Raw genomic sequence first — 24,707 nt, 5'->3', positions numbered from 1 at the left:
CGGACGGATGAAGGTGCACGTCGGTGCGCTCCGGCCGGTGACGGCCGGTCTGCTCGCCGGACTGATGCTGCTGGGTGCCGCCCAGCCGGCGGTCGCCGCGCCGCGCCGCGCCGAGCAGTGGTATCTGGACGAGCTGCGGATCGACCGGGCGCATCAGATCTCCACCGGGCGGGGCGTCGTCGTCGGCGTGCTGGACACCGGTGTGGACGCCGGGCACCCCGACATGCGGGGCCAGGTCCTGGCCGGGGGCAGCACCCGTGACTCCGGTGACGGCCGGCGCGACCCGGACGGCCACGGCACCCACATGGCAGGGATCATCGCGGCCAACGGGACCGGAGTGGTCGGCATCGCGCCCGACGCCCGGATCCTGCCCATCCGGAAGCCCGTCGGCGCGGCGGCCACCAAGGACGACTCCGCGACCGGCATCCGGATGGCCGTCGACGGCGGGGCGAAGGTGCTCAACCTGTCGTACGGCGGCGCCGGGCCCGTGGAGGAGGCCGAGGAGGCCGCGATCCGGTACGCGCTGGAGCGCGACGTGGTCGTGGTGGCCGCCGCCGGCAACGTCCGGCAGGCCGGCCCGGGCGTCGTCTCACCCGCCAAGATCCCCGGCGTGATCGCGGTGACCGGCACGGTCCGGGGCGGGGGTTTCTGGTCCGGATCGGCCCAGGGCCCGGAGGCAGTGATCGCCGCGCCCGGCGACGAGGTCTACAACATCGGCCCGGACCGGGGCTACGGCTGGGGGGACGGCACCTCCGACGCCGCCGCCGTCGTCTCCGGCGTCGCGGCGCTGATCCGGTCGAAGCACCCGAAGCTCTCCGCGCCCGACGTGATCAACCGGATGATCCGTACCGCCCGGGACGCCGGGCCGCCCGGCCGCGACCCGCGGTTCGGCTTCGGCCGGATCGACCCGGTGGCGGCGCTCACCGCAGACGTGCCGTCGGTGTCGGCGAACCCGCTGCTCGGGGCCGCCGCGCCCAGCGCGTCCGCACCACCGGCCGCCGCCGGGGACGACAACTTCGACGTGACGAAGTACGGCGACCGGGGCGGCCCCACCGACCAGCAGGTGATGGTGATCGGCATCGGCATCGCCGTGGCGCTCGTGGTGCTGCTGGCGCTCGTGGTGTTCCTGATCTGGAGCCGTCGCCGTCACCGGCGTGAACTGGCGAAGGTCGGCTCGATCCCGGACGAGGCGCTGGACCGGATGGACGCCGGTGGGCAGGGCCCGCCGGTCCCCGCCGGTCACGCCGCCCGGCCGCCCGGCTACGGTCCACCCGGCGGCTACCCGCCACCCGGCGCGCACCCCCAGCCGGGCGGATACCCCCAGCCGGGCGGATACCCCCAGCCGGGCGGATACCCCCAGGCGGGCGGATACCCCCAGCCGGGCGGATACCCCCAGCCCGGCGCGGGCGCCTACCCGCCCCAGGGCCAGGCCCACCACACCCCACCCGGCCAGAGCCCGTACGCCCCACCCGGCGACACCCGCCCCTGACCGCCCCCGCACCCGCCGCCCGCGCCCGCCCACCCGCCCTCACGCTGTTCCTGGCGCACCCGGAGACCCGGCACCGGCCCGCCCCCGCGCCCCCGCCCAACCCGTCGATCATGAAGTTGACGGCGAAGTCGATCTCCGATCTTGCCGCCAACTTCATGATCGACGGGGCGGGGGGAGGCGGGGGGAGGCGGGGACGGAGGTGAGGGCGGGTGGGGTTTGTGGGGGTTTGGGGTGGGTGGGGTGGCCCCGGGTGTGGGGCGCGGCGGACGCTGCGTCAGGATGAGACCGATACGCAGGCACAGCCGAGGAGCTCACGATCGCCAGAAAGCCTCAACCCGAGGGCGGCCAGGCCCCCGTCGTCCAGCGGGTCCGTATCCGGTACGCCAAGCGTGGGCCGCTGCGCTTCACCTCGCACCGGGACTTCGCCCGGGCCTTCGAGCGCGCGTTGCGCCGGGCCGGCGTGCCGATCGCCTTCTCCCAGGGGTTCACCCCGCACCCGAAGATCTCGTACGCCTCGGCCGCCCCGACGGGAGTGGCGAGTGAGGCCGAGTACCTGGAGATCGGGCTCCGTGAGCCGGCCGACCCGGCACGGCTGCGTGAGGCGCTCGACGCCGCGCTCTCGCCCGGGCTCGACGTGCTCGATGCGGTGGAGGCCACCGGGGGCAGCCTGGCGGACCGGATCCAGGCGTCGTACTGGCGGATCGAACTGCCCGAGGTCGACCCGAAGGTGCTCGCGGAGGCCGTGGCGGCCTTCACGGCCGCCGAGGAGATCCAGGTCGAGCGGATGACCAAGCAGGGGCGGCGCACCTTCGACGCCCGCGCGGCAGTGGTGTCGATCGATGCCATGGCTCCGGCTGAGACGCCTTCCGGGGCGGCGGCCGTACCGTGTGCGATACTCGAACTGGTCGTGCGGCAGGTCACCCCGTCCGTTCGGCCCGATGACGTCCTGTCCGGCCTCCGTGCGGTGGCCGCCTTGGAGCCGCCGGTCACCCCGAAGGTGATCCGGCTGGCGCAGGGCACGCTGACCGCGCAGGGCGAGATCGTCGATCCGTTGGAAGCGGATCGCGACGGGGCAACCATCGGAGAGCGCTGACCGTCGGTCAACGCTCTGGCAGGCAGACTTCGGCGGTCGCGCGTTGCGCGCCCGGCGGAAACACCTTTGCGGCAACCCTGCGTGGCAGCGCTCACCCGCGCCCGGGGCAGCCAGAACTGGAGAACGTCCATGCTCGAGAACGAGCCCGAGGGCGGCGAACGGACCGGCGCAGAGCCGACCGGGACGACCGCCGACAGCGCCACCACCGCCTCCGGCAGCGCCGCGAGCGCGACCTCTGCCGGCGCCGGGGCAGCCACCACGGAAGGCGGCGTCACCGCGGAGGGCGGTGCCACCGCGGAGGGCGTCGCCGAGACGAAGCCGCCGGCCCGTAAGCGGGCCAGCCGCCGCAAGGCCGCTCCGCTGAACCAGCCGGAGCAGACCGACGCGCCGGTCGAGGCGTCCACGACGGCGACCGGCAGTGGCGAGTCGCCGCAGGCCGAGGTGCTCGCGCCGGTGGCCGGCGAGTTGGACACCGCGCCGAAGACCACCCGGCGGCGTCGTAAGGCGACTCCGGCGAAGGCGGTCGAGGAGCCGGTGGCCGCGGCCGGTGTGGAGGCCGCCTCGGAGGAGGTCGTTCCGCCGGTCAAGGTGACCCGGACCCGTCGTCGCAAGGCCACGCCCCCGGCTGCCGAGACCGCCGCCGCGGGGCAGGCGCCCGCGGACGGCGTGATCGACGGACCGGTCTCCGCGCCCGGTGGTGACCTGATCGCCGAGGGACGCGCCGACATCGACGGCGGCGAGACCGCCGCGCCGGGCGAGGCCGTCACCGCCGGTACCGCCGCCGAGACTGCACCGCAGGCCCCCGCGGGCCGGCGCAGGGCCACCACCGGCAGGACCAAGGCCGCCGGCAGGGCGGGCACCGGCGGCGCGGCGAGCACCGGCGGCGCGGCGAGCACCGCCGGCATCGGTGAGACCACCGGCGAGGACGTCGAGGACGAGGACGCCGAGGCCGTTGCGGACGCGAGCGCCGCGGCTGCGCGTACCGAAGAGGTCGATCTGGCCCGCAGCGGCGGCCCGGCGGACGCGACGGGCGTCGTGTCGACGGGCGCCGCCGTGCCGCGTGCGGCCGAGGAGCCGGCCGAGACGCCGCGGGCCACCAGCCGCCGGCGTCGTGCCGCGCTCTCCGCGCCGACCGTCCTGTTCATGGCGCCGCAGCCCGACGAGGCGCCGGCCGTCCAGGTGACGTACCCGGCCGCCGAGGAGCCGATCGAGGAAGCGGTCGAGACCGGCCGGCGACGCCGTCGCGGCCGCCGTGAGGCCGAGCCGGTCGAGGCCGAGGCCGAGCCGGTCGAGGACGCCGAGGAGGAACTCGCCGCCGAGGCCGAGGAGACCGCCGAGGGGGACGAGGACGACGAGACGGCCGCGGGCCGGCGTCGCCGCCGCCGGGGCCGCCGGGGTCGTGGCCGGGGCAAGGGCGGCGCGGACGAGGCCGACGACGAGGACGTCGAGGAGCCCGCCGCGGCCGAGGCCGAGGGTGAGGCCGAGGAGTCCGCGGAGGACGAGGAGGCCGAGGGCGAGGGGATGACCCGTCGCCGTCGCCGTCGTCGCCGCCGGGGCGCCGGGGAGGCGGACACCGCGGCCGAGGACGGCGTGCCGACCGTGGTCAAGATCCGTGAGCCGCGCAAGCCGGTCGACGAGGTGCAGGGTGTCTCCGGCTCGACCCGGCTGGAGGCCAAGCGGCAGCGCCGGCGGGACGGCCGCGAGCAGCGGCGTACGCGGCCGCCGATCCTGAGCGAGTCGGAGTTCCTGGCCCGCCGCGAGGCGGTGGACCGGGTGATGGTGGTCCGCCAGCGCGGCGACCGCACCCAGATCGCCGTGCTCGAGGACGGCGTGCTCGTGGAGCACTACGTCACGCGGAACTCATCCGGCACCATGGCCGGAAACGTCTACCTGGGCAAGGTCCAGAACGTCCTGCCGAGCATGGAGGCGGCCTTCGTCGACATCGGGCGGGGGCGCAACGCGGTCCTGTACGCCGGTGAGGTCAACTGGGACGCCACCGGCCTGGAGGGCCGGGCCCGCTCGATCGAGCAGGCGCTGCGTTCCGGCGACTCGGTGCTGGTGCAGGTGACCAAGGACCCGATCGGGCACAAGGGCGCGCGGCTGACCAGCCACATCGCGCTCTCCGGCCGGCACCTGGTCTACGTGCCCAACGGCAACGCCTCCGGGATCAGCCGCAAGCTGCCCGACACCGAGCGCAAGCGGCTGCGGGACGCGCTGAAGAAGCTGGTGCCGGACGGCGCCGGGGTGATCGTCCGGACCGCGGCCGAGGGCGCCAGCGAGGACGAGCTGGCGCGCGACGTCAAGCGGCTCCAGGCGCAGTGGGAGGACATCCAGGCCAAGGCGACCGAGGGCGGCGCTCCGGTCCTGCTCTACGAGGAGCCGGACCTGGTCATCCGCGTGGTCCGGGACCTCTTCAACGAGGACTTCCGCGAGCTGGTCATCGAGGGCGAGCCCGCGTACGACCTGGTCGAGTCGTACCTGTCACACGTGTCGCCGGACCTGGTGGCGCGGCTGCGCCGGCACGCCGGGGTGGCGGACGTGTTCGCCGAGTACCGGATCGACGAGCAGATCCTCAAGGGGCTGGACCGGAAGGTCTTCCTCCCCTCGGGCGGCTCGCTGGTGATCGACCGTACCGAGGCGATGACTGTCGTCGACGTCAACACCGGCAAGTACACCGGCTCCGGGGGCAACCTGGAGGAGACGGTCACCCGCAACAACCTGGAGGCGGCCGAGGAGATCGTGCGCCAGCTGCGGCTGCGTGACCTCGGCGGCATCGTGGTGATCGACTTCATCGACATGGTGCTGGAGTCGAACCGGGAGCTGGTGCTGCGCCGGCTCACCGAGTGCCTCGGCCGGGACCGTACGAAGCACCAGGTCACCGAGATCACCTCGCTCGGCCTGGTGCAGATGACCCGTAAGCGCATCGGCGCGGGCCTGCTGGAGGCGTTCAGCGAGACCTGCGAGTGCTGCAAGGGCCGGGGCGTGATCATCCACACCGAGCCGGTGCCGGAGAAGCCGCGTGGCGGGGCGGGGGAGAAGGTCAAGGCGGTCGCCTCGACGGTCGCCGCGCCGGCCGAGGAGAAGGGCCGCCGCCGGGGCCGCAAGGCCGCCGCGGAGAAGCCCGCGGTGGAGGCCGCGCCGGAGCAGCCTTCCGCGCAGCCGCAGGCAGTCACCGAGGCACCGGCCGCCCCGGAGCGGACCGTCGTCGAGGTGGCCGAGACCGACGACGACTACTACGACACCCAGGGCTACGACCTGTCCCGGTTCGAGACGGACACGCCCGCAGCCCCGGCGGTCGCGGACAGCCAGGAGGGCGACTCGGCCCGGCTGGCCGCCGCCGACGACCCGGACGCGATCGGTGACGGCGACAGCGACGACGACAGCGGCGCCCCGCGCCGGCGGGCGCGTCGTGGTGGCGCCCGGCGGCGTACCCGGCCGTGAGGCTTTAGCGCGCTGACCTGCGCGAACAGGGCCCCCGATCCGCCGAGAAGAGGCGGGGCGGGGGCCCTGTCGTGCCCGCCGAACCCGGCGGAGGGGCACCGACCGGCAGCCCGGTTTGGGAGGCGGGCCGGGTATGGCGTACGCTTGCCTGCGGCGCACTTTGGTGTGCCGAGTTCCCGCGTGCCCGCGCCGCCGGTGTCACGGCTCCCGGCGAGTCGCCGTGGGAACGACCGTCGACGGTGTGACAGCCGGCAACGGTGCAATAGACGCCAGCAGCCTCAACGACAGGGAGTCCGCCTCCGATGTACGCGATCGTCAAGACCGGCGGCAAGCAGTACAAGGTCGCCGAGGGCGACGTGATCGAGGTCGAGAAGCTCGCCGGTGCGCCCGGCGACGCGGTGAAGCTCACCGCGGTGCTCCTCGTCGACGGTGACGACCTGGTGACCGAAGCGGCGAAGCTCGCCAAGGTCGCGGTGTCCGGCGAGATCGCCGCGCACACCAAGGGCCCGAAGATCCGGATCCACAAGTTCAAGAACAAGACCGGCTACCACAAGCGCCAGGGTCACCGCCAGCCGCTGACCCAGGTCAAGGTGACCGGCATCTCCAGCGGGAAGTAGGTCGTCCTCCAATGGCTCACAAAAAGGGTGCGTCCAGCTCGCGTAACGGCCGTGACTCCGCGGCCCAGCGGCTCGGCGTGAAGCGCTTCGGTGGTCAGGTCGTCAGCGCGGGTGAGATCCTCATCCGTCAGCGTGGCACCAAGTTCCACCCCGGTGACCTGGTCGGCCGTGGCGGCGACGACACGCTGTTCGCGCTGGCCGCCGGCTCGGTGCAGTTCGGCACCAAGCGCGGTCGCAAGACCGTCAGCATCGTGCCTCAGCAGTAGTTCTGTAAGCGTTGCGGGCCGCGGACCTCGAGTCCCGGCCCGCTTCGCTTTTCCCCGTGCGGGGCGGACCCCGCTGGAAGGATTGGCGTCGTGACGACGTTCGTTGACCGGGTCGTCCTGCACATGCAGGCCGGCGACGGCGGGCACGGCTGTGTCTCGATCCACCGGGAGAAGTTCAAGCCGTTCGGCGGGCCGGACGGCGGCAACGGCGGCCACGGCGGCAGCGTGTCGCTGGTGGTCGACCCGCAGGTCACCACGCTGCTCGACTTCCACTTCCGGCCACACCTGAAGGCCGAGAACGGCAAGGGCGGCGCCGGCTCGAACCGGGACGGCGCCAACGGCCGTGACCTGGTCATCAAGGTGCCGAACGGCACCGTCGTGCAGAGCCTCGACGGCGAGGTGCTGGCCGACCTGGTCGGCGTCGGCACCACGTTCGAGGCGGCCCGGGGCGGCCGGGGCGGGCGCGGCAACGCCTCGCTGGCCAACGCCCGCCGCAAGGCGCCGGGCTTCGCCGAGCTGGGTGAGCCCGGCGATCGGCTGGACGTCGTGCTGGAGCTCAAGAGCGTCGCCGACGTGGGCCTGGTCGGCTTCCCGTCGGCAGGCAAGTCGTCGCTGATCTCGGTGATCTCCGCGGCCAAGCCGAAGATCGCCGACTACCCGTTCACCACGCTGGTGCCCAACCTGGGCGTGGTGCGGGTGGACAACCACACCTTCACCGTCGCCGACGTGCCGGGCCTGATCCCGGGCGCGGCCAGCGGCAAGGGCCTGGGCCTGGAGTTTCTCCGCCACGTCGAGCGCTGCGCCGTGCTGGTGCACGTGATCGACACCGCGACGCTGGAGCCCGGCCGCGACCCGCTCGCCGACATCGACGCCATCGAGTCGGAGCTGTCCCAGTACGGCGGCCTGGCCGACCGGCCCCGGCTGGTCGCGCTCAACAAGGTCGACGTGCCGGACGGCAAGGACCTCGCCGACATCGTCCGCCCCGACCTGGAGGCGCGCGGCCTGCGCGTGTTCGACGTCTCGGCCGCCACCCGGGAGGGCCTGCGGGAGCTGACGTACGCGATGGCGGAGCTGGTCGACCAGGGCCGCCGGGCCGCCCCACCGGCCGAGCCGACCCGGATCGTGATCCGCCCGAAGGCGGTCGACGACGCCGGCTTCACCATCGAGGCCGAGCCGGACGGCTCGTACACGGTGCGCGGCAGCCGGCCGGAGCGCTGGGTGAAGCAGACCAACTTCGACAACGACGAGGCAGTGGGTTACCTGGCCGACCGGCTGGCCCGCCTCGGCGTCGAGGAGAAGCTCGCGAAGGCCGGCGCGCAGGCCGGTGACCTGGTGCGCATCGGCGACCGGGAGTTCGACTGGCAGCCGACGCTCTACGCCGGTGTCGACTTCGTGCCCGGTAACCGGGGCACCGACGTACGGCTGGAGGAGAAGTCGAACCGCCCGTCGGCGTCCGACCGGCTGGCGGCCCGTAAGGCCCGCCGGGTCCGGCCGGAGGACGAGGTCGAGGCCGCGCCCGCGGCGGAAGCGGACGCCGAGTAGCCGTCTCCGGGTCGGTGGCGGGAAACCTGCGCGAAATCCGGCCGATCCAGCGTACGGGCATGTTGATCGAGTCCCGTCCCGCCGCCGATCCGGAGATCGCCGCGCTCGTCGTCTCCCAGCAGCGTGAGCTGCGCGACGCGGACGGCGGGCTGGACGGGCAGGTCACAGTCGTGCACACCGACGTCCACTACCTGGCCGCCGTGGTGGGCGGCCTGACGCTCAGGCGCTCGTCTGCGCGTGCGGCGCGGTGACCGGCTTCGACTCGGGGCTGGCGTGCTGGCGCAGCACGATGCTGAGCAGGATCAGCACGCCCACGGCGAGGAACTCGCTCTGCCAGTTCTGCATCGACTGGAACCAGAAGTCGCTGGTGCCGAGGAACTGCCACGCGCTGATCGGGGCGGCGCCGCTCTCCAGCGCCTGCTCCTGGTTGTAGGCGGCCACGCCGCCGAACAGGTGCCCCAGGAACGCACCCCCGAAGATCATCAGAAGTGCGATGGCGAGGCTGTTCCGGTCGACCACGAGCGGCAGCCCGCCGACGCGTACCGGCCACGGTGAATCGGGGCGGGCGTGGTCGCGGTTGTCCTCCGGGCGGTCCGTCTGGTCCTCCGGCTTCGACTCGGCCGAGCCCTTCTGCACCAGGTACGCGGTGAGCAGCACGTAGCCGCCCATCTGGAGGAACTCCGACTCCCAGTTCTCGAACACCGCCTCGGCGAAGTGCCCGGTGCCGAGATAGGCCCACCAGCTCAGCGGCTCGGCGCCGTACCGGCTCAGCTCCTCGTTGTGCACCTGCCAGCCGAACACGCTCTGCAGCAGGAGGAAGGCCAGGAACGCGCCGAGCATGGCGACCGAGAGCATGTTGTCGCGCAACCACCGTGGCATCGCCGGACCTCCTCGACCCGCTCGCGGTTGCCCTCCTGCCCGGCGTCGGGCCGGAGCAAACGCCGCACCGGCGTGTCGCGCCTGGTCAGGGGCGGTCGAAGGGGGCCTGCACCCGGGTGCCGGTGCCGAGGTCGTTGTTCAGCAGCAGGCCGGCGGCGAGCATGCCGAAACCGAGGAACAGGTGCAGCCAGTTGTCCGCGTCGTTCACCGGCAGGATGTTCACTGTGGTGTCGTGGTCGATGGCGAAGCCGTACAGCCACAGCACCAGGTAGAGCGCGCCGCCGACGGCCAGGAACACCCGTGCCCCGGCCAGCCGCCGGGCCGTCACCAGACCGACCAGCCCGAACAGCAGGTGCACCAGGTTGTGCAGCACCGACACCTGGAACACCCCGAGCAGCCTCGCCCCGGAGTGGTGCCCGGCGAACGTCATCTCGCCGTAGGGCGTGGTGATGCCGGGCACGAAACCGAGCACGCCGATCAGCGCGAAGAGAGCCGCCGCCGCGAGCGCGACCTTCTGCACCGCAGGCCGGGCGGACGCGTGTTCGCGCACGTCACGTGCCATCCCTGTCACCCCCGTGGGACTCGCCGCCGCCCGGGCGGGCAGGCATTCCATTGTCTGACCGGGACGGGTCGCTCCGGCAGAGAAATCAGGAATCAGGCATGGAAGCGCCGACCTGGGGTAGGGCGATTGTCATGCGGAAACAATCCGCGTACCCCCCGAAGACACCCGCTGGGAACACACGAGCGGAAGGGACACCATGACTCAGGATCTCTCCCCCAGTTCGGCCACGTACCAGTCGACGAACGGCGGCAGCGTGCGTGACCAGGCCCGCCAGGTCGGCTCCGACGCCGCGAACGCGGGCGGCGCCGTCGCGCAGACCGCCAAGGAGCAGGGCCGGGAGGTGGTGGGCGAGGCCAAGCGGCAGGCCCGCGACCTCTACGGCGAGACCCGTAGCCAGGTCACCGCGCAGGCCGGTCAGCAGCAGCAGCGCGCCGCCAGCGGACTGCGGTCGCTCGCCGACGAGATGCGCACCATGGCGCAGCAGGGTGGCGGCTCCGGGCCGGTCACCGAACTGGCCCACCAGGCGGCCGAGCGCGTGCACGGCGTGGCCGGCTGGCTGGAGCAGCGCGAGCCGGGCGACCTGCTCAACGAGGTGAAGAGCTACGCCCGCCGCAACCCCGGCACGTTCCTGGTCGGGGCGGCGCTGCTCGGTGTGGTCGCCGGGCGGCTCACCCGCAACATCGCCGCGATCGGCGACGACAGCACGGCGCGGCCGGCGTACGACCCGGACCGCACCGCCGTCATCCCGGCCGCGCGTGAGGTGCCGGACCAGGTGCCGCCGGGCGGCTACCTCGACCCGACGCCGGGCAGCTACGCCGAGCCGGACCCGGGCTACTCCGCGCCGGGCGCGACCTATCCGGCCGGCGGCGCCCCGAACACCTGGGCCGACCCGGCGGGTGGCACCGGTCAGCCGCTGCCGCCGCCGGAGCGCACCGACCCGCTGCCGGGTGTCCCGTCGACCGGCGCTCCCCGCCCGTGACCGGCCGCACCGGCAGAAGGGAGGCGACGGCATGACCGTACCCACGCAGGACCCCGGCTATCAGGCGGCGGGCGGCCCGCCCCACGCCGACGAGGTGCGCGGCAGCTCGCTCGGCGATCTGATGCGTCAGGTCACCACGGACCTGTCCACGCTGATGCGCCAGGAGGTCGAGCTGGCCAAGGCGGAGATCCGCCAGGAGGGCAAGAAGGCGGGCAAGGCCGCCGGCCTGTTCGGCGGCGCCGGTTTCGGCGGCTACATGGTGGCGCTCTTCGTCTCGATCGCGATCTGGCAGTTCCTCGACAACGTCATGGACTCCGGGCTGGCCGCGCTGATCGTGGCCGTCATCTGGGCCGCTGCCGCGGCGGTCCTGTACTCGATGGGCAAGAAGAACGCCGAGCGGATCCGCGGCCTGAAGCAGACCAACGACAGCGTGCAGCGCATCCCCGACGCGCTCAAGCCGCACCCGGAGGGAGTCATCCGATGAGCACCGATCCCGAGCAGATCCGCCGCGAGATCGAAGCCACCCGCAACAGCCTCAGCTCGGACGTGGACGCCCTGGCGTACAAGGTCAGCCCGAGCCGCATCGTTGACGACCGCAAGCAGCGCGTCCGCAGCGCGCTGACGAACGTGAAGGACAAGGTGATGGGAACCGCTTCGGACCTCGGCCACAGCACCGGCCACGCCGCCCACTCGGTGGGCGACCACGCCTCCTCGATGGCCTCCACTGTGGGCGACAAGGCGCAGTCCGCCGCCGCCACGGTGAGCGACGCCGCCCACCGGGCGCCGCAGGTGGTGCGGCGCAAGTCCGAGGGCAATCCGATCGCCGCCGGCGTGATCGCCTTCGGCGTCGGCATGCTGGTCTCCTCGCTGATCCCGGCCACCCGCCGCGAGCAGCAGGTCGCCGCGCAGGTCAAGGAGAAGGCCGCCGAGCACGGCGGAGCGGTGAAGGAGAAGCTGGGCGAGGTCGCCACCGAGCTGAAGAAGGAGCTGCGCGAGCCCGCGCAGCACGCCGCCGAGTCGGTGAAGGCCACCGCTCAGGACGCCGTGCACACGGTCAAGGACGATGGCCGCGCCGCCGCCCAGGACATCCGGCACAGCGCCGAGCAGGCGCGATCCTGAAGGTCCGCGCCCTCGGTAAGGAAGGGCCCCTTTTTATCGCCCAGGCGATAAAAAGGGGCCCTTCCTTACACCTCGGCGCGCAACGGTGGGGGCACGGCGCCGGTCTCCACCCACAGCACCAGGTCGTCGGGGCGGCGCCGGGTCATCCGCCTGCGTAGGAGGCGGGTGGGGTTGGCCGCCGTCCGCAGCCGGGCGCCCGCGTAGGGCACCCCGCCGCGCATCCGCCGGCCCACCGCCAGCCACGCGCACAGGCCGCGTTCCAGCACCCAGGCGGGCGCGGCCAGGCTGGTGTGCGCCGGGAAGACCCGGGCGCCGCCGGCCCGTCGCCGGCCCAGCTCCGCCACGGCCACCGTCGCCAGCCCGGCGCGCAGCAGCAGCCCGGGCCGGCGGGTGGCGAGCGCGACCGCCGCCGCCGGCAGCACCGCCAGCGCGGCGAGCAGCCACACCGGCCGGGCCGTCTCGTCGTACGCCTGGCGGACGCGCTGCCCGAGGAAGTGCGCGGCGGTGGGCGGTAGCCGCCGCACGTACAGCCACGCCGGGGTGGCGGTGCTGCCGCCGTACGCGCGCACCGTGCGGACCAGCTCCAGGTTCTCGAAGAGCACGTCGGGGTCGTAGCCGCCCATCGCCAGGAACGTGCTCCGCCGCATCCCGAGCGTGCCCGGCCAGTCGCCGCCGAACACGCGGGCCAGCAGCGTCCGGCCGGTGTCCCACCAGGCGTGCCAGGGCAGCGGGTCGAAGTGGTTCTGCGGCCGGACCAGGTCCACCCCGTCCAGCAACTGGTGCACCGCGCACAGGGCCGCCCGGTCGTACCGGACGTCGTCGTCGGCGATCACCATGTGCTCGTGCCGGGCCAGCGCGACGCCGGTGAGCACGCCGAGCACCTTGCCGTTGCGCCCGCACAGCGCCGGGTCCGGCGGCACGTGCCGGACCAGCCCGCGCCAGGTGCCGGCGTGCCGGGCGAACAGCTCCGGCGCCGATCCGTCGACCACCACCACGTCGACCCACCGGCTCAGCTCGCGCAGGTACCCGGTCAGCTCGTCCAGGCCGCCGTCGTCGTGGGCGCGCAGCGGCAGGACGTACGCCATCGGCAGCCGGACCGGCGCGGACGCGGCACCCTCGTCGCGTGGCTGCGCGGCGGTCGGTCGGGTCACGTCGCCTCCCCCTCGTGTCGGGTCACGCGACTTGCCCGGAATGCGGCTGCTCAAACCGTTTCTGGCGGGCTGTGTCGGTAGCGCAGCCGGATACGGACGGTCCGAGCCGGGGGGAGACGCGATGCCCGGCACCGCGACGAGATGGACGCCGGCCGGCGCACCGCGCTCGGAGTCATCCGCCGACCTGCACCAGCAGGCCGCCTGACCGCCCGGCCGGGGTGCGCCCGTTCAGCGCAGCGGGCGCACCCCACCGGCCGGGCGTGCTCCGTCGGCCGGGCGTACCCCGTCGAGCACCAGCCCGCCGGGCGGCAACGCCGGCATGGTGCCGAGGTCGAGCGCCAGGTCCTGTGGCGGTACGCGGTAGCTCATCGCGCCGGTCAGGTTCGTCACCGCCCGTTTCATCAGCTCGATCGTGATCCACTCACCGGCGCAGCGGTGGCCGGTGTGGTGGTCGCCGCCGCCCTGCGGGACCAGGCCGAACGGGTCGTCGCGCCAGCCGGCGAACCGCTCCGGGCGGAACCGTTCCGGCTCGGGCCACACGTCGGGGTGGTGGTTCGTGCCGTACAGGTCGAGCAGCACCCGCCGGCCCTGCGGGAACGCGTACCCCCGCCACTGGAACGAGCGGCGTACCCGGGCCGCGGCGACCGGGAAGAACGGGTAGTAGCGGCGTACCTCCTGCACGAACTGCTCGGTCGCGGCGTCGTCGCCGGGCAGCCGGTCCCGCCAGTGCGGGTGGTCGTGCAGCGCCAGCGCGGCGAAGACCACGTACCGGTCCACCGCGACGGTGGGGCGCAGCACGTTCAGCAGTTCCACAGCGGCGATCCGGCGGGGGAGCGGCAGGCCCCGTTCGTCCCGGTGCCCGGCCACCACCGCCAGCGCGCTGCCCTCCGGTGCGGGCACCGCGCCCGCGCGTACCCGCTCGATCAGCTCGCCGGCCCAGCGTTGCGCGGGCCGGCGGCCGAGCCGTCCGCGCCAGTGCCGGAGTCCCACCGCGGCCGGCGCCTCGATCATCGCGTGCATCTCGGCGGTGCGGCGCGGCACGTCGGCCTCGGCCGGCGGCACCCCGGCCCAGGCCCAGACCGTACGGGTCAGGATCCGGCCCACCTCGTCGTAGAGCACCACCGGGCCGTTCCGCGCCCAGACCGGGATCCGGGCCCGCCACTGCTCGTCGAAGATCTCCCCGAGGCGGCGGATCGCGGCCGGGGTCATGAGCGACATGAACATCGCCTTGCGGACCAGGTGCGCCTGCCCGTCGAGGCCCTGCACGCCGCCGACGCCGGTGAGGGTGCGCTGCCCGCGCATCGGCATGGCGCCGCGCCGGACGAACCGCTCCTCGTCGTAGAACAGCTCGGCGGCCTCCCGGCCGCGCAGGCAGATCGTCGGCTGCAGCAGGAGCCGGGTCTGGAAGACGTCGGTGCCGAGGCGGTCGCAGCGGTCGCCGACGAAGCGGTAGCCCTCCCGGAGGAACGCCAGCGTGCTGTCCGGGCTCCGGTCGCTCGGCATGGTGCTCATCTCGGCTGCTCCTGACGCGGTTCGGCGGCGCTGCCTACCTACCCGGGCCGGCGCGGCCAAACCCTCCATTCCAGCAGCTTCGGCCGCTTGGCGGAGGGGCCGGCCACGCGAGCCGGTGCTGGCCCCTCCCCGGGCGCGGAAAAGCTGGTTGGCTCGGTTCGCGGACCGGCGGCCACCGGTCCGCCGCCCGCCGGCGCGACGTCCGGCGGGCGTCACCGGCGACGGGGGAGGGCACCGATGCGTGACGACAGGGCGGCACGACGGCACCGCGAGGCACCGGCCCGGCTGCGCGGCGACGGTCGCGACGGGCCGCTGATCGGCGCGCCCCGGCGCGCCGCACCCCGCCCACCGCGTTACTTCACCGTGCACCTGGGCTTCGCCGCCACCGATCCCGCCGTCGCGCGGGAGCACGCCGTGGCGTACGCCGAAGCGCTCGGCCTGCTCCGCCCGGAGCTGGCGCTCGGCGCGGCGGCGCTGTCCCCGGCGGACGCCTGGCACCGCGCCGAGCGGCTGTTCTGCGACGCCGCCGGGCCCGACGGCGAGCGTTGTGCCGACGTGGCCGGTCACCCCGGCTTCCACCACGCGCCCGGTCCGGGCGGCCTCGGCTGGGGCGACGGTGACTGAGGCGCGCTCAGTCCAGGTCGAACTCGCCGTCCTGGGCACCGGCGACGAACGCGTCCCACTCGGCCTGCGTGAAGACCAGCACCGGCCCGTCCGGCTCGGCGGAGTTGCGCATACCGATCAGGTCGTCGACGAAGGCCACCTCGACCGCTCCCTCGGAGGTGTCGCCCTCTGCCCGCTGCCAAACCGCCCGGGAGAGGTCGAAATCGCCCTTGGGGTGCTGACCCATCGCTGCTCCTCCATCGCCATGCGTAACGAGAAGTCCCGAGCGGACCTCATCGGGCAGGATAAGCGGATGCCGAGCCTCACACGTGCAGAGGCGACCGCGCGTCGCGCGTCGATCGTCGTCGAGTCCTACGATGTGGACCTCGACCTGACCGGCGACGCCGAGCGGTTCCGCTCCGCCGTCACCATCCGGTTCCGGGCCACCCCCGGCGCCGAGACCTTCGTCGACGTCAAGCCGCGCCGACTCCTCGCCGCCCGCCTCAACGACCGCGACCTCGACCCGGCCCTGCTGGCCGGCGACCGGCTGCCGCTGACCGGCCTGGCCGAGGACAACACGCTCACCGTCGAGGCCGAGATGGCCTACTCCAACACGGGCGAAGGGCTGCACCGCTTCGTCGACCCGGCCGACGGCGAGACCTACCTCTACGCGATGTCCTTCCTGGACGACGGGCCGCGCGTCTTCGCCGCCTTCGACCAGCCAGACCTGAAGGCGCCGGTGACGCTGACCGTCACCGCGCCACCGGAGTGGACTGTCGCCGCCAACGGGCCGCTCGCCGCCCGGCCCGCGCCCGGGCGCTGGGAGTTCGCCACCACCGAGCCGCTGGCCACCTACTTCGTCTCGCTGATCGCCGGGCCCTGGCACGTGCTGCACGCCGAGCACGACGGCATCCCGCTCGGCCTCTACTGCCGGCGTTCGCTCGCCGCCCACCTGGACGCCGACGCCGAGGAGATCTTCACCGTCACCCGGCAGTGCTTCGACCGCTTCCACGAGCTGTTCGCCGAGCGCTACCCGTTCGGCAAGTACGACCAGGCGTTCGTGCCCGAGTTCAACGCCGGCGCGATGGAGAACCCGGGCCTGGTCACGATCCGCGACGACTACGTGTTCCGCTCCGCTGTGACCGACACCCAGCGGGAACTGCGCGCCACCACCATCGCCCACGAGATGGCGCACATGTGGTTCGGTGACCTGGTCACCATGAGCTGGTGGGACGACCTCTGGCTCAACGAGTCCTTCGCCGAATACCTCGGCACCCGGGTCACCGCCGACGCGACCCGGTTCGACCGGGCGTGGACCACGTTCGCCAGCCGCCGCAAGGCGTGGGGCTACACCGCCGACCAGCGTCCCTCCACCCACCCGGTGGCACCGGAGGAGGTGGCCGACGCCGCACAGGCGCTGCTGAACTTCGACGGCATCTCGTACGCCAAGGGCGCCAGCGTGCTGCGCCAGCTCGTCGCCTGGCTCGGCGACGATGCGTTCCTGGCCGGGCTGAACGCCCACTTCGCGGCGCACCGGTTCGGCAACGCCACGCTCGCCGACCTGCTGGCCGTCCTGGGCAAGGCGAGCGGCCGCGACCTGGACGGCTGGGCGGAACGCTGGCTGCGCCGCGCGCAGGTGAACACGCTGCGGGTCGACACCGCTGTGGACGCCGACGGGCGGTGGACCGACGTGGCGATCGTGCAGACCGCCCCGGCGAGCCACCCGGTGCTGCGGCCGCACCGCATCGGAGTCGCCCACCACACAGCCGACGGCCCGGCGTACCGGTTCGAGGTGGACCTCGACCCGGACGCCGACGGCGGCCGTACGCCGCTGCCGGAGCTGGTCGGGCGGCCCGCCACCGGGCTCGTGCTGCCGAACGCCGGTGACCTGACGTTCGCCAAGATCCGGCTCGACCCGGCCTCGGCGGACGCGGTGCCGCTGCTGCTGCCGGGTCTCGCCGACCCGCTGGCCCGGGCGCTGCTCTGGGCCGAGACGCTGGACGCGGTCACCGACGGGGAACGGCCGGCCGGCGCGCTCGCGGGGCTGATCGCGTCGGCGCTGCCCGCCGAGACCGAGGTGACGATCGTCGAGGACGTGCTGCTGCTCAGCCGCCGGCTGATCGACCGCTACCTCGACCCGCTCGCCCGCGACGCGGCGCTGCTGCGGGTGGCGGCCGCCTGCGCGGCGCTGCTCGACTCGGCGCCCGCGGGCGGTTCCCTGCAACTGGCGGCGGCGCGGGGTCTGATCGGTGCCACCGCCGACACCGCCGTGCTGACCGGCTGGCTGGCCGGCGAGGGCGTGCCGCCGGGGCTCGCGGTCGACGCCGACCTGCGCTGGGCGGTGCTGCGCCGGCTCGTGGTGCTCGGCGCGGCCGGGGCGCCGGAGATCGACGCCGAGGCCGACGCCGACCGCAGCGCCACCGGTGCCGAGCGGGCCGCCGCGTGCCGGGCCGCGCTGCCCGACCCGGCTGCGAAACGGGCCGCATGGGAGATCGTCACCCGCAGCACCGAGCTGTCCAACCGGCTCGTCGAGGCGACCGCCGAGGGTTTCTGGCAGCCCGAGCAGGCAGAGCTGACCACCGGGTACGTGGAGCGCTACTTCACCGACATGCCGGCGGCGGCGCGTCTGCGTACCGCGTGGGTGGCCGACGCTGTCACAGTGGCCGCGTACCCCCGCTACGCCGTGTCGCAACCCACCCGGGAGATGGCCGCGGCGCTGCTGGCCCGCGACGACCTCACGCCCGGCCTGCGACGGTGGGTGACCGACCTGGACGACGACATGCGCCGGGCGCTCGTGGCCCGGACGGCTGTGGCCGCCGCGTCGGCCTGACCGGGGCACGCCGGGCGGGCTGATCCGCCCGGCGTGGCCGACCCCGCCCGGGCCCGTCCGGCGCGCGGCCTACGATCGCGGGGTGGAGGAAGACATCCGGCGGGTCGGCATCATGGGCGGCACGTTCGACCCGATCCACCACGGGCACCTGGTGGCGGCGAGCGAGGTGGCCGACCGGTTCGGCCTGGACGAGGTCGTCTTCGTGCCGACCGGGCAACCGTGGCAGAAGGCGGAGGAAGCGGTCACCCCGGCCGAGGACCGTTACCTCATGACGGTGATCGCCACCGCCTCCAACCCGCGTTTCCAGGTGAGCCGGGTCGACATCGACCGGGGCGGGCCCACCTACACCGTCGACACGCTGCGCGACCTGCACGCCGAGTACGGCCCGAAGGCGCAGCTTTTCTTCATCACCGGCGCGGACGCTCTGGAGCGCATCCTTTCCTGGAAGGACCTGGACGAGGCGCTCGAACTGGCCCATTTCATCGGCGTGACCCGGCCCGGCTTCGAACTGACCGACAAGCACCTGCCGGCCGACTCGGTGAGCCTGGTGCAGGTGCCCGCGATGGCGATCTCCTCGACCGACTGCCGCGCGCGGGTCGCCCGGGGGGAGCCGGTGTGGTACCTGGTGCCCGACGGTGTGGTGCAGTACATCGCGAAACGGCGTCTCTACCAGCGATGATTCGCTCCCTTACATCCCGGTTCATGCCTGAAATCGACCAGAACTGACAAGTCGTCGCACCGCCGGGTGTGAGAGGCTTGGAGGGTCGCACGGTTGATCGAAGGAGAACGGTGACAGTTTCCGAACGCGCGCACGAGCTGGCGATGGCCGCCGCCCAGGCCGCGGCCGACAAGAAGGCACAGGACATCGTCATCATCGACGTGGGCGACCAGCTCGCGATCACCGACGCGTTCCTGCTGGCCGCCGCTCCGAACGAGCGTCAGGTGCTCGCCATCGTCGACGCCATCGAGGAGCGCCTGCTGGAGCTGCCGGAGAAGGCCAAGCCGGTGCGCCGCGAGGGCGAGCGGGGTGGTCGCTGGGTGCTGCTCGACTACGTCGACATCGTGGTCCACGTCCAGCACACCGAGGAGCGCGAGTTCTACGCGCTCGACCGGCTCTGGAAGGACTGCCCGCAGATCCCGTTCGAGGATCGCGACCTGGCCGACTCGGCCGCCGGCACCGCCACCGCCGAATGACCCGCCTGATCATCTGGCGGCACGGCAACACCGACTGGAACGCCGGAAGCCGCGTCCAGGGTCAGACCGACGTGCCGCTCAACGACCTCGGCCGGGAGCAGGCCCGTGCCGCGGCGCCGGTGCTGGCCGCGCTGCGCCCGGACGCGATCGTCGCCAGCGACCTGCGCCGGGCCGCCGACACCGCCGCCGCGCTCGCGGCGCTGACCGGGCTGCCGGTCCGCTCCGACGCCCGGCTGCGCGAACGGCACTTCGGCCAGTGGCAGGGCCTCGCCCTGACCGAGGTGGCCGAGCGGTTCCCCGACGAGTACGCCCGCTGGCGGGCCGGCGACCCCGACCCCGGCGCCGGCATCGAGCCCCTGGGCGACCTGGGCACCCGGCTCGGCGCCGGGTTCCAGGACGCGGCCGACCTGGCCACCGGCGGCACGGTCGTGGTGACCACCCACGGCGGCGGCGCCCGGCAGGGCGTCGGGCACCTGCTCGGCTGGGACCACACGGTGCTGCGCAGCCTCGGTTCGCTGGCGAACTGCCACTGGACCGAGCTGCGCCACGACGACGTCCGGGGCTGGCACCTGCGCGCACACAACGTCGGCCTGATCACCCAGCCGGCGCTCACCGACGCGATCTGACACCTCCGGCCCCGGCACGTCACAGCGCCATCGGCTAGCGTGCCGGTCATGCCCGTCGCGGTCGTCACCGACTCCACCGCCTACCTGCCCCCCGACCTGGTCCGCGCACGCGGGCTCACAGTCGTCCCGCTGACCGTCGTCCTCAACGGCGCGGAAGGGCTGGAGGGCGTCGAGACGTCCCCGGCCGACGCCACCCGTGTGCTGCGCGGCCGGCGGGTCTCGGTGAGCACGTCCCGGCCCGCGCCGGAACAGTTCGCGCAGGTCTACCGCACGCTGCTCGCCGAGGGCGCCGACGGCGTGGTGTCGGTGCACCTGTCCGCCGAACTGTCCGGCACCGTCGAGGCCGCCCGGCTGGCCGCCGCCGAGGTCGGCGACGACCGCGTCACAGTCGTGGACAGCCGATCCACAGGCATGGGCCTCGGCTTCCCGGCGCTCGCCGCCGCCGCGGCCGCCGCGCGGGGCGCCGATCTGACCGGGGTACGCGACGCGGCGCTGGACGCGGTCGCCCGGACCACCATCTACTTCTACGTCGACACCCTGGAGTTCCTGCGCCGGGGCGGCCGGATCAACGCGGCCGAGGCACTGCTCGGCACCGCCCTCTCGGTCAAGCCGATCATGCACATGCCGGACGGCGCGATCGTGGTCAAGGACAAGGTCCGTACCGCCAGCCGGGGCGTGGCACGCCTGGTCGACCTCGCCGTCGAGGCGGCAGGCGACGGCCCTGTGGACATCGCGGTGCACCACCTCGCCGCGCCGCAGCGGGCCGAGCAGCTGCTGGTGGCGCTGACCGAACGGCTGGGCGACCGCCTGCACGACACGTACGTCACCGAGGCCGGAGCGGTGGTCGCCGCCCACGCCGGACCCGGGCTGGCCTGCGTGGTGGTCCACCGCCGCACACCATAGGGTGGCCGGATGAGCCCCCTGTCGTACGTCGTCACCGGCGGCGGGCGCGGCGTCGGACGAGCCATCGTCGAACGGCTCGCGGCCGACGGCGGCACAGTGGTCGTGGTCGAGCGGGACACCGGCGCGCTGGACTGGCTGGCCCGCCATCCGCTCGCCGACCGGCTGCACGCCGTGACCGGGGACGCCGGCGACGAGGCGGTCACCGGGCGGGCCGCCGACCGCGCCGAGGCGTACGCGCCGCTGGCCGGCTGGGTCAACAACGCCGCCGTCTTCCGCGACGCCGACCTGCATCGCGCGCCCGCGAGCGAGGTGGTCGACCTGATCGCGCTGAACCTGCGCCCCGCCGTGGCCGGGGCCGGCACCGCCGTACGCCGGTTCCTGGCGGCCGGGACCGGCGGCGCGATCGTCAACGTCTCGTCCCACCAGGCCCGCCGGGCGGTGCCGGGTGCCCTGCCGTACGCCACCGCGAAGGCCGCGCTGGAGGGGCTGACCCGGGCGCTCGCCGTCGACTACGGTCCCCGCGGGATCCGCGCCAACGCGGTCGCACTCGGGTCCATCCACACCGAACGGCACGCCGCCTACCTGGCCGGACTCGACGTGGCCGGGGTGGCGCACGTCGGCGCGGAGATGGGCCGGCTGCACCCGGTCGGTCGGATCGGGCGTACCGGCGAGGTGGCCGAGGTGGTCGTGTTCCTGCTCTCCGAGCGTGCCTCGTTCGTCAACGGCGCGACGGTGCCGGTCGACGGGGGACGGGCGGCGCTCGGGCTGGATCCGGAGGCGCGCTGACGTGATCATGCCGTGCCCGGGGGGCCGCCGGCACGCCTAGCACAGTTGCGGACGGGCGGCGCTGGTCATGCCGTCACCCGTACCCGCCTGGCGCGAGGGCGGCTGACAGCAGGCGTTGCCGGCGCGGCGGCGAGCCAGCGCAGTCCGGCCGGTTGCACGAACAGTTCCCGCTTGGCGACCGCCTCGCCCCTGGCGCTCAGCTCGTATGCCTCGATCCATGTCCAGCCGTCGTAGCTGTGCCGGTCGGCGATCTCCCGAATCACGCGGACGATGATGGGTCGCACGAATTGCACGCTTGCGGCGCGGGTGAGGTGCAGGACATCGCCGCACTTGATCAACCCGGGCGCTGCCGTCATGTGACCCCCTCCGTCGTTGGGAAGGGGCCGCCCCTGGTTGCTCGCCCAAGGGGCGACCCCGGGCAGCACTCCCGCCGGGCATCGGGCCTCCACCGGGTAGCGCCGCTCAACCGTCACCCTGCCGAGAGCTACGGGACCAGTACACAGCGTTGATGTATGGTGCCCAGATATTCGGGACGTCCACAGGGGAGGCGGGATGAACCACGTACTCCAGGCGGCGATGGCTGAGGCTGGCGAGACGGCCGAGAGCTTGGCAGCTCAGACCGGCGTAGACCCGAAGACGGCAGCGCGTTGGATCTCCCCGGGACGAGTGCCCCAACCACGCCGACGTGCACAGGTGGCCGCACTCCTTGGTCGGGACGTCGGGGATCTATGGCCCGACGTCCTGAAGCGACGTGAGCCGCAGTGGCTACGCGAGTGGGTCGACTGGGAACGAGAAGCCGTTGCCCTCCGCTGGTTCGAGCACTGTTGGATACCTGGCCTTCTCCAGACCGAGGCGTACGCGCGGGCAACTCTTGCCGGCGAGGCGCTGACCCCGGCGGAGGTAGACGAACTGGTCGCCTCACGCATCGAGCGGCAAGCGATCCTGCGCCGAGAGCGCCCACCCCTTTTCGTCGCCGTCATCTTCGGAGGAGTGCTGCACCAGTCGGCGTATGGCAACCGCGATCTGATGCGCGAACAGGTCGAGCACCTTGCCCGCTGCGCAGCCCTTTCCACGGTGCAAGTGCACATCGTGCCGAAGGACGTTGGCATGTATCCGGGGCTCGGCGGAGGCTTCATCATCGCCGAGCTACCCAGCGGCGAGCACGTCGCGCACGTCGACAGCCAGGGGCCGGCGCAGATCGTAAATCAGGCTGCGGACGTTGCTACGCTCAGTCGTAGATGGGAGCGCATCAGGGGTGACGCCCTCTCCCGAAACCAGTCCCTAGACCTGATCAGAGAAGCGGCAGGATCATGGACATGACCGGTGCGCAGTGGCGCAAGAGCACGAAGAGCGGCAACAACGGTGGCTCGTGTGTCGAGGTCGCCGACAACCTCCCGGGTATCGTCCTGGTCCGGGACACCAAGGACCGTGACGGCGGAACCCTGACCTTCGGGCCGGTATCGTGGCAGGGCTTCGTTAACCTGGCCAAGAAGATCGGCCCTGTGGGCTGACCCCAGGCCATGTGCGGCCCCGGTACTCCTGATGGGTGCCGGGGCTGCTTCACGTCCGACGGCGCGTCAGGGTAATCACTAGCCGACCGGCTGCACGCCGTGACCGGGGATACGTCTGCCCGGCCGGACTCGACCCGGCCGGACTCGACCCGGCCGGGGTGGCGCACGTCGGCGCGGAGATGGGCCGGCTGCACCCGGTCGGTCGGATCGGGCGTACCGGCGAGGTGGCCGAGGTGGTCGTGTTCCTGCTCTCCGAGCGTGCCTCGTTCGTCAACGGCGCGACGGTGCCGGTCGACGGGGGACGGGCGGCGCTCGGGCTGGATCCGGAGGCGCGCTGACGTGATCACGCCGTGCCCGGGTGGCCGCCGGCATGCCTAGCACAGTCACGGTCGGCTCGGGTGCCTGTCCACAGTGCCTACGTTGTCCACAGGTGACGGTTCACCGGCCGATGCGTGACGAGCCGTCACCGTAGCGTTCCGAGCCGTGCCACACGACGAGGAGACGACGGTACGGCGGCGGCTCGTCCGGCTGTTCGGGTTCGCGGACGCCGCTGCCGTTCCGCCGACCCCCGCCTCCCGCTCGCGCGGGCCCGGCTCGGCGGCGGGGTCCTCGCGGTGGCCCGGGCCATCCCTGTCCGGGCCGGACCGCGAGCCTGGGCCCGACGACGCCGGGCCGGTCCTCAACGGCATGCCCGGTGCGCGCTCCGGGCATGCCACCGGCGGGACCGGGCCGGATTTGCGAGGGCGGCTCGGCTCGGGTTCCGGGGGTGGGCCGGGCGAGGCCGAGACGGGTTTCGGGCTGCGGCGCGGTGTCCCGGAGCACGACGGCGGTGCGGAGCAGCCATTCGGGGCGGATCCGGCGTCCGCCGAGCCGGACGACGAGGGGAACCGTCAGTCGGCGTCCGCGCGAGGTCTGGCGTCCCGGCTGCCCGGCCCGGGCGCGTTCGACCCCGGCCGTCGGGGTGTGCGTGCGCTCGCGGTGCTGGCGGCAGTCGTGGTCGTGGTGGCCGCCGTCTGGGCGTGGCGCTCGCGTCCGACCGCCGAACCCGTCCAGCCGGTCGTGGCGGCCACCGAGGCGCCGGCAGGCGGGGTGACCGACGTGGTGACCGGTGCGCCCGCATCGGGCGGCTCACCCGGTCAGGTCGTCGTCGCGGTGGCCGGGAAGGTGCGCCGCCCCGGCCTGGTCCGGCTGCCTGCCGGTGCCCGGCTCGCCGACGCCATCGAAGCGGCCGGCGGCGCGCTGCCCGGCGTCGACGTGGCACTGCTCAATCCCGCCCGCAAGGTCACCGACGGCGAGCTGATCCTGGTCGGCGTGACCGCCCCACCGGGACCGGCCGGACCCGCCCCGGCCGGCGGCGGGACAGCGCCGGGCGGTCCGGCGGCACCGGCCGGGCCGGTCAACCTGAACACCGCCACCCTCGCCCAGCTCGACGCGCTGCCCGGCGTCGGCCCGGTGCTCGCCCAGCGGATCCTCGACCACCGGGACCGGAACGGCGGCTTCCGGTCCGTGTCCGACCTGCGCCAGGTCGACGGCATCGGCGACGCGCGGTACGAGCAGCTCAAGGAACTGGTGACTGTGTGAGCAGCCGACCTGGGCCAAGGCCC

27 protein-coding genes are annotated in these 24,707 nt (G+C 73.7%); 21 read left to right on the top strand and 6 right to left on the bottom strand.

All coding sequences use genetic code 11. The features are described 5' to 3' along the window. Positions 1 to 7: 7 nt before the first annotated feature. The 7 genes from mycP (at position 8) to O7622_RS27020 (ending at position 8,699) form a co-directional block, all read left to right on the top strand. The gene (gene mycP / locus O7622_RS27050) at positions 8 to 1,489 is read left to right on the top strand and encodes a type VII secretion-associated serine protease mycosin (protein ID WP_282310933.1); all 1,482 of its coding nucleotides are present in this window, start codon (positions 8 to 10) and stop codon (positions 1,487 to 1,489) included. 373 nt (positions 1,490 to 1,862) lie between these two features. Beyond that, complete coding sequence (locus O7622_RS27045) at positions 1,863 to 2,582, top strand: TIGR03936 family radical SAM-associated protein (protein WP_282314239.1); 720 nt, start codon at positions 1,863 to 1,865, stop codon at positions 2,580 to 2,582. Between the two features lie 129 nt (positions 2,583 to 2,711). After that, positions 2,712 to 6,023: an Rne/Rng family ribonuclease gene (locus O7622_RS27040; RefSeq protein ID WP_282310932.1), complete on the top strand. Its 3,312-nt coding sequence runs from the start codon at positions 2,712 to 2,714 to the stop codon at positions 6,021 to 6,023. Positions 6,024 to 6,325: 302 nt separating this feature from the next. Next, positions 6,326 to 6,640 (top strand): 50S ribosomal protein L21, encoded by a 315-nt coding sequence (rplU, locus tag O7622_RS27035; RefSeq protein WP_013288011.1) that lies wholly within the window; start codon positions 6,326 to 6,328, stop codon positions 6,638 to 6,640. Positions 6,641 to 6,651: 11 nt separating this feature from the next. Then, positions 6,652 to 6,906 carry a 50S ribosomal protein L27 gene (gene rpmA, locus O7622_RS27030; RefSeq protein WP_013288010.1) on the top strand — a complete coding sequence of 85 codons (255 nt, stop codon included), beginning with the start codon at positions 6,652 to 6,654 and terminating at the stop codon, positions 6,904 to 6,906. Positions 6,907 to 6,996: 90 nt separating this feature from the next. Next, on the top strand, positions 6,997 to 8,448 hold the full coding sequence (obgE, locus tag O7622_RS27025; protein ID WP_013288009.1) for a GTPase ObgE: 1,452 nt from the start codon (positions 6,997 to 6,999) through the stop codon (positions 8,446 to 8,448). A 59-nt stretch (positions 8,449 to 8,507) separates the two neighbouring features. Next, entirely contained in the window at positions 8,508 to 8,699 is a 192-nt protein-coding gene (locus tag O7622_RS27020; protein WP_282310931.1) for a hypothetical protein, read from the top strand. On the opposite strand, the gene O7622_RS27015 is transcribed toward O7622_RS27020, so the two are convergent. Next, positions 8,668 to 9,327, bottom strand: coding sequence for a DUF6766 family protein (locus tag O7622_RS27015; RefSeq protein ID WP_282310930.1), 660 nt, complete (start codon positions 9,325 to 9,327; stop codon positions 8,668 to 8,670). The two genes, O7622_RS27020 and O7622_RS27015, sit on opposite strands and share 32 nt — an antisense overlap. Before the next feature lie 85 nt (positions 9,328 to 9,412). After that, complete coding sequence (locus O7622_RS27010) at positions 9,413 to 9,877, bottom strand: DUF4383 domain-containing protein (RefSeq protein WP_282314238.1); 465 nt, start codon at positions 9,875 to 9,877, stop codon at positions 9,413 to 9,415. Between the two features lie 208 nt (positions 9,878 to 10,085). On the opposite strand from O7622_RS27010, the gene O7622_RS27005 reads away from it, so the two are divergent. From O7622_RS27005 to O7622_RS26995, 3 genes are read left to right on the top strand one after another with little or no spacing between them, the layout of a single operon-like run. Next, complete coding sequence (locus O7622_RS27005; RefSeq protein ID WP_282310929.1) at positions 10,086 to 10,868, top strand: hypothetical protein; 783 nt, start codon at positions 10,086 to 10,088, stop codon at positions 10,866 to 10,868. A gap of 31 nt (positions 10,869 to 10,899) precedes the next feature. Then, complete coding sequence (locus tag O7622_RS27000; RefSeq protein WP_282310928.1) at positions 10,900 to 11,352, top strand: phage holin family protein; 453 nt, start codon at positions 10,900 to 10,902, stop codon at positions 11,350 to 11,352. Beyond that, positions 11,349 to 11,987 carry a DUF3618 domain-containing protein gene (locus tag O7622_RS26995; protein ID WP_282310927.1) on the top strand — a complete coding sequence of 213 codons (639 nt, stop codon included), beginning with the start codon at positions 11,349 to 11,351 and terminating at the stop codon, positions 11,985 to 11,987. Before O7622_RS27000 ends, O7622_RS26995 begins: the two co-directional genes overlap by 4 nt. Before the next feature lie 65 nt (positions 11,988 to 12,052). On the opposite strand, the gene O7622_RS26990 is transcribed toward O7622_RS26995, so the two are convergent. Then, complete coding sequence (locus tag O7622_RS26990) at positions 12,053 to 13,138, bottom strand: glycosyltransferase family 2 protein (RefSeq protein ID WP_282310926.1); 1,086 nt, start codon at positions 13,136 to 13,138, stop codon at positions 12,053 to 12,055. Between the two features lie 228 nt (positions 13,139 to 13,366). After that, complete coding sequence (locus O7622_RS26985) at positions 13,367 to 14,650, bottom strand: cytochrome P450 (RefSeq protein ID WP_282310925.1); 1,284 nt, start codon at positions 14,648 to 14,650, stop codon at positions 13,367 to 13,369. A gap of 237 nt (positions 14,651 to 14,887) precedes the next feature. On the opposite strand from O7622_RS26985, the gene O7622_RS26980 reads away from it, so the two are divergent. After that, positions 14,888 to 15,274 carry a hypothetical protein gene (locus tag O7622_RS26980; protein ID WP_282310924.1) on the top strand — a complete coding sequence of 129 codons (387 nt, stop codon included), beginning with the start codon at positions 14,888 to 14,890 and terminating at the stop codon, positions 15,272 to 15,274. Positions 15,275 to 15,281: 7 nt separating this feature from the next. Here O7622_RS26980 and O7622_RS26975 read toward each other — a convergent pair whose 3' ends face one another. Next, entirely contained in the window at positions 15,282 to 15,500 is a 219-nt protein-coding gene (locus O7622_RS26975; RefSeq protein WP_013287999.1) for a DUF397 domain-containing protein, read from the bottom strand. A gap of 66 nt (positions 15,501 to 15,566) precedes the next feature. Between O7622_RS26975 and pepN the strand changes: the two genes are divergently transcribed. The 6 genes from pepN (at position 15,567) to O7622_RS26945 (ending at position 21,592) form a co-directional block, all read left to right on the top strand. After that, the gene (pepN, locus tag O7622_RS26970; RefSeq protein WP_282310923.1) at positions 15,567 to 18,083 is read left to right on the top strand and encodes an aminopeptidase N; all 2,517 of its coding nucleotides are present in this window, start codon (positions 15,567 to 15,569) and stop codon (positions 18,081 to 18,083) included. An 82-nt stretch (positions 18,084 to 18,165) separates the two neighbouring features. Continuing rightward, complete coding sequence (nadD, locus tag O7622_RS26965; RefSeq protein ID WP_013475510.1) at positions 18,166 to 18,762, top strand: nicotinate-nucleotide adenylyltransferase; 597 nt, start codon at positions 18,166 to 18,168, stop codon at positions 18,760 to 18,762. A 110-nt stretch (positions 18,763 to 18,872) separates the two neighbouring features. Continuing rightward, on the top strand, positions 18,873 to 19,277 hold the full coding sequence (gene rsfS, locus O7622_RS26960) for a ribosome silencing factor (protein WP_194802364.1): 405 nt from the start codon (positions 18,873 to 18,875) through the stop codon (positions 19,275 to 19,277). Further along, on the top strand, positions 19,274 to 19,903 hold the full coding sequence (locus tag O7622_RS26955) for a histidine phosphatase family protein (protein ID WP_282310922.1): 630 nt from the start codon (positions 19,274 to 19,276) through the stop codon (positions 19,901 to 19,903). The genes rsfS and O7622_RS26955 overlap by 4 nt, the downstream gene beginning before the upstream one ends. 48 nt (positions 19,904 to 19,951) lie before the next feature. Then, a complete protein-coding gene (locus tag O7622_RS26950) occupies positions 19,952 to 20,806 on the top strand; it encodes a DegV family protein (RefSeq protein WP_282310921.1) in 855 nt (284 codons plus the stop codon). A gap of 9 nt (positions 20,807 to 20,815) precedes the next feature. Continuing rightward, entirely contained in the window at positions 20,816 to 21,592 is a 777-nt protein-coding gene (locus O7622_RS26945) for an SDR family oxidoreductase (protein WP_282310920.1), read from the top strand. Between the two features lie 65 nt (positions 21,593 to 21,657). On the opposite strand, the gene O7622_RS26940 is transcribed toward O7622_RS26945, so the two are convergent. Beyond that, on the bottom strand, positions 21,658 to 21,948 hold the full coding sequence (locus O7622_RS26940) for a hypothetical protein (RefSeq protein ID WP_282310919.1): 291 nt from the start codon (positions 21,946 to 21,948) through the stop codon (positions 21,658 to 21,660). Positions 21,949 to 22,144: 196 nt separating this feature from the next. Between O7622_RS26940 and O7622_RS26935 the strand changes: the two genes are divergently transcribed. From O7622_RS26935 to O7622_RS26920, 4 genes are all read left to right on the top strand, one after another. After that, positions 22,145 to 22,912, top strand: a complete 768-nt coding sequence (locus O7622_RS26935) for a DUF5753 domain-containing protein (protein WP_018787310.1) — start codon at positions 22,145 to 22,147, stop codon at positions 22,910 to 22,912. Continuing rightward, the gene (locus O7622_RS26930; protein WP_018787311.1) at positions 22,909 to 23,103 is read left to right on the top strand and encodes a DUF397 domain-containing protein; all 195 of its coding nucleotides are present in this window, start codon (positions 22,909 to 22,911) and stop codon (positions 23,101 to 23,103) included. The genes O7622_RS26935 and O7622_RS26930 overlap by 4 nt, the downstream gene beginning before the upstream one ends. Before the next feature lie 158 nt (positions 23,104 to 23,261). After that, a complete protein-coding gene (locus O7622_RS26925; protein WP_282310918.1) occupies positions 23,262 to 23,441 on the top strand; it encodes an SDR family oxidoreductase in 180 nt (59 codons plus the stop codon). 349 nt (positions 23,442 to 23,790) lie between these two features. Further along, complete coding sequence (locus O7622_RS26920) at positions 23,791 to 24,684, top strand: ComEA family DNA-binding protein (protein WP_282314237.1); 894 nt, start codon at positions 23,791 to 23,793, stop codon at positions 24,682 to 24,684. Positions 24,685 to 24,707: the final 23 nt, after the last annotated feature.

The sequence above is a fragment of the Micromonospora sp. WMMD1076 genome (assembly GCF_029581475.1).
Classification (GTDB): domain Bacteria; phylum Actinomycetota; class Actinomycetes; order Mycobacteriales; family Micromonosporaceae; genus Micromonospora; species Micromonospora aurantiaca.
The sequence above is the reverse complement of the archived record's forward strand: the minus strand, read 5'-3'. Positions and strand labels throughout refer to the sequence as shown.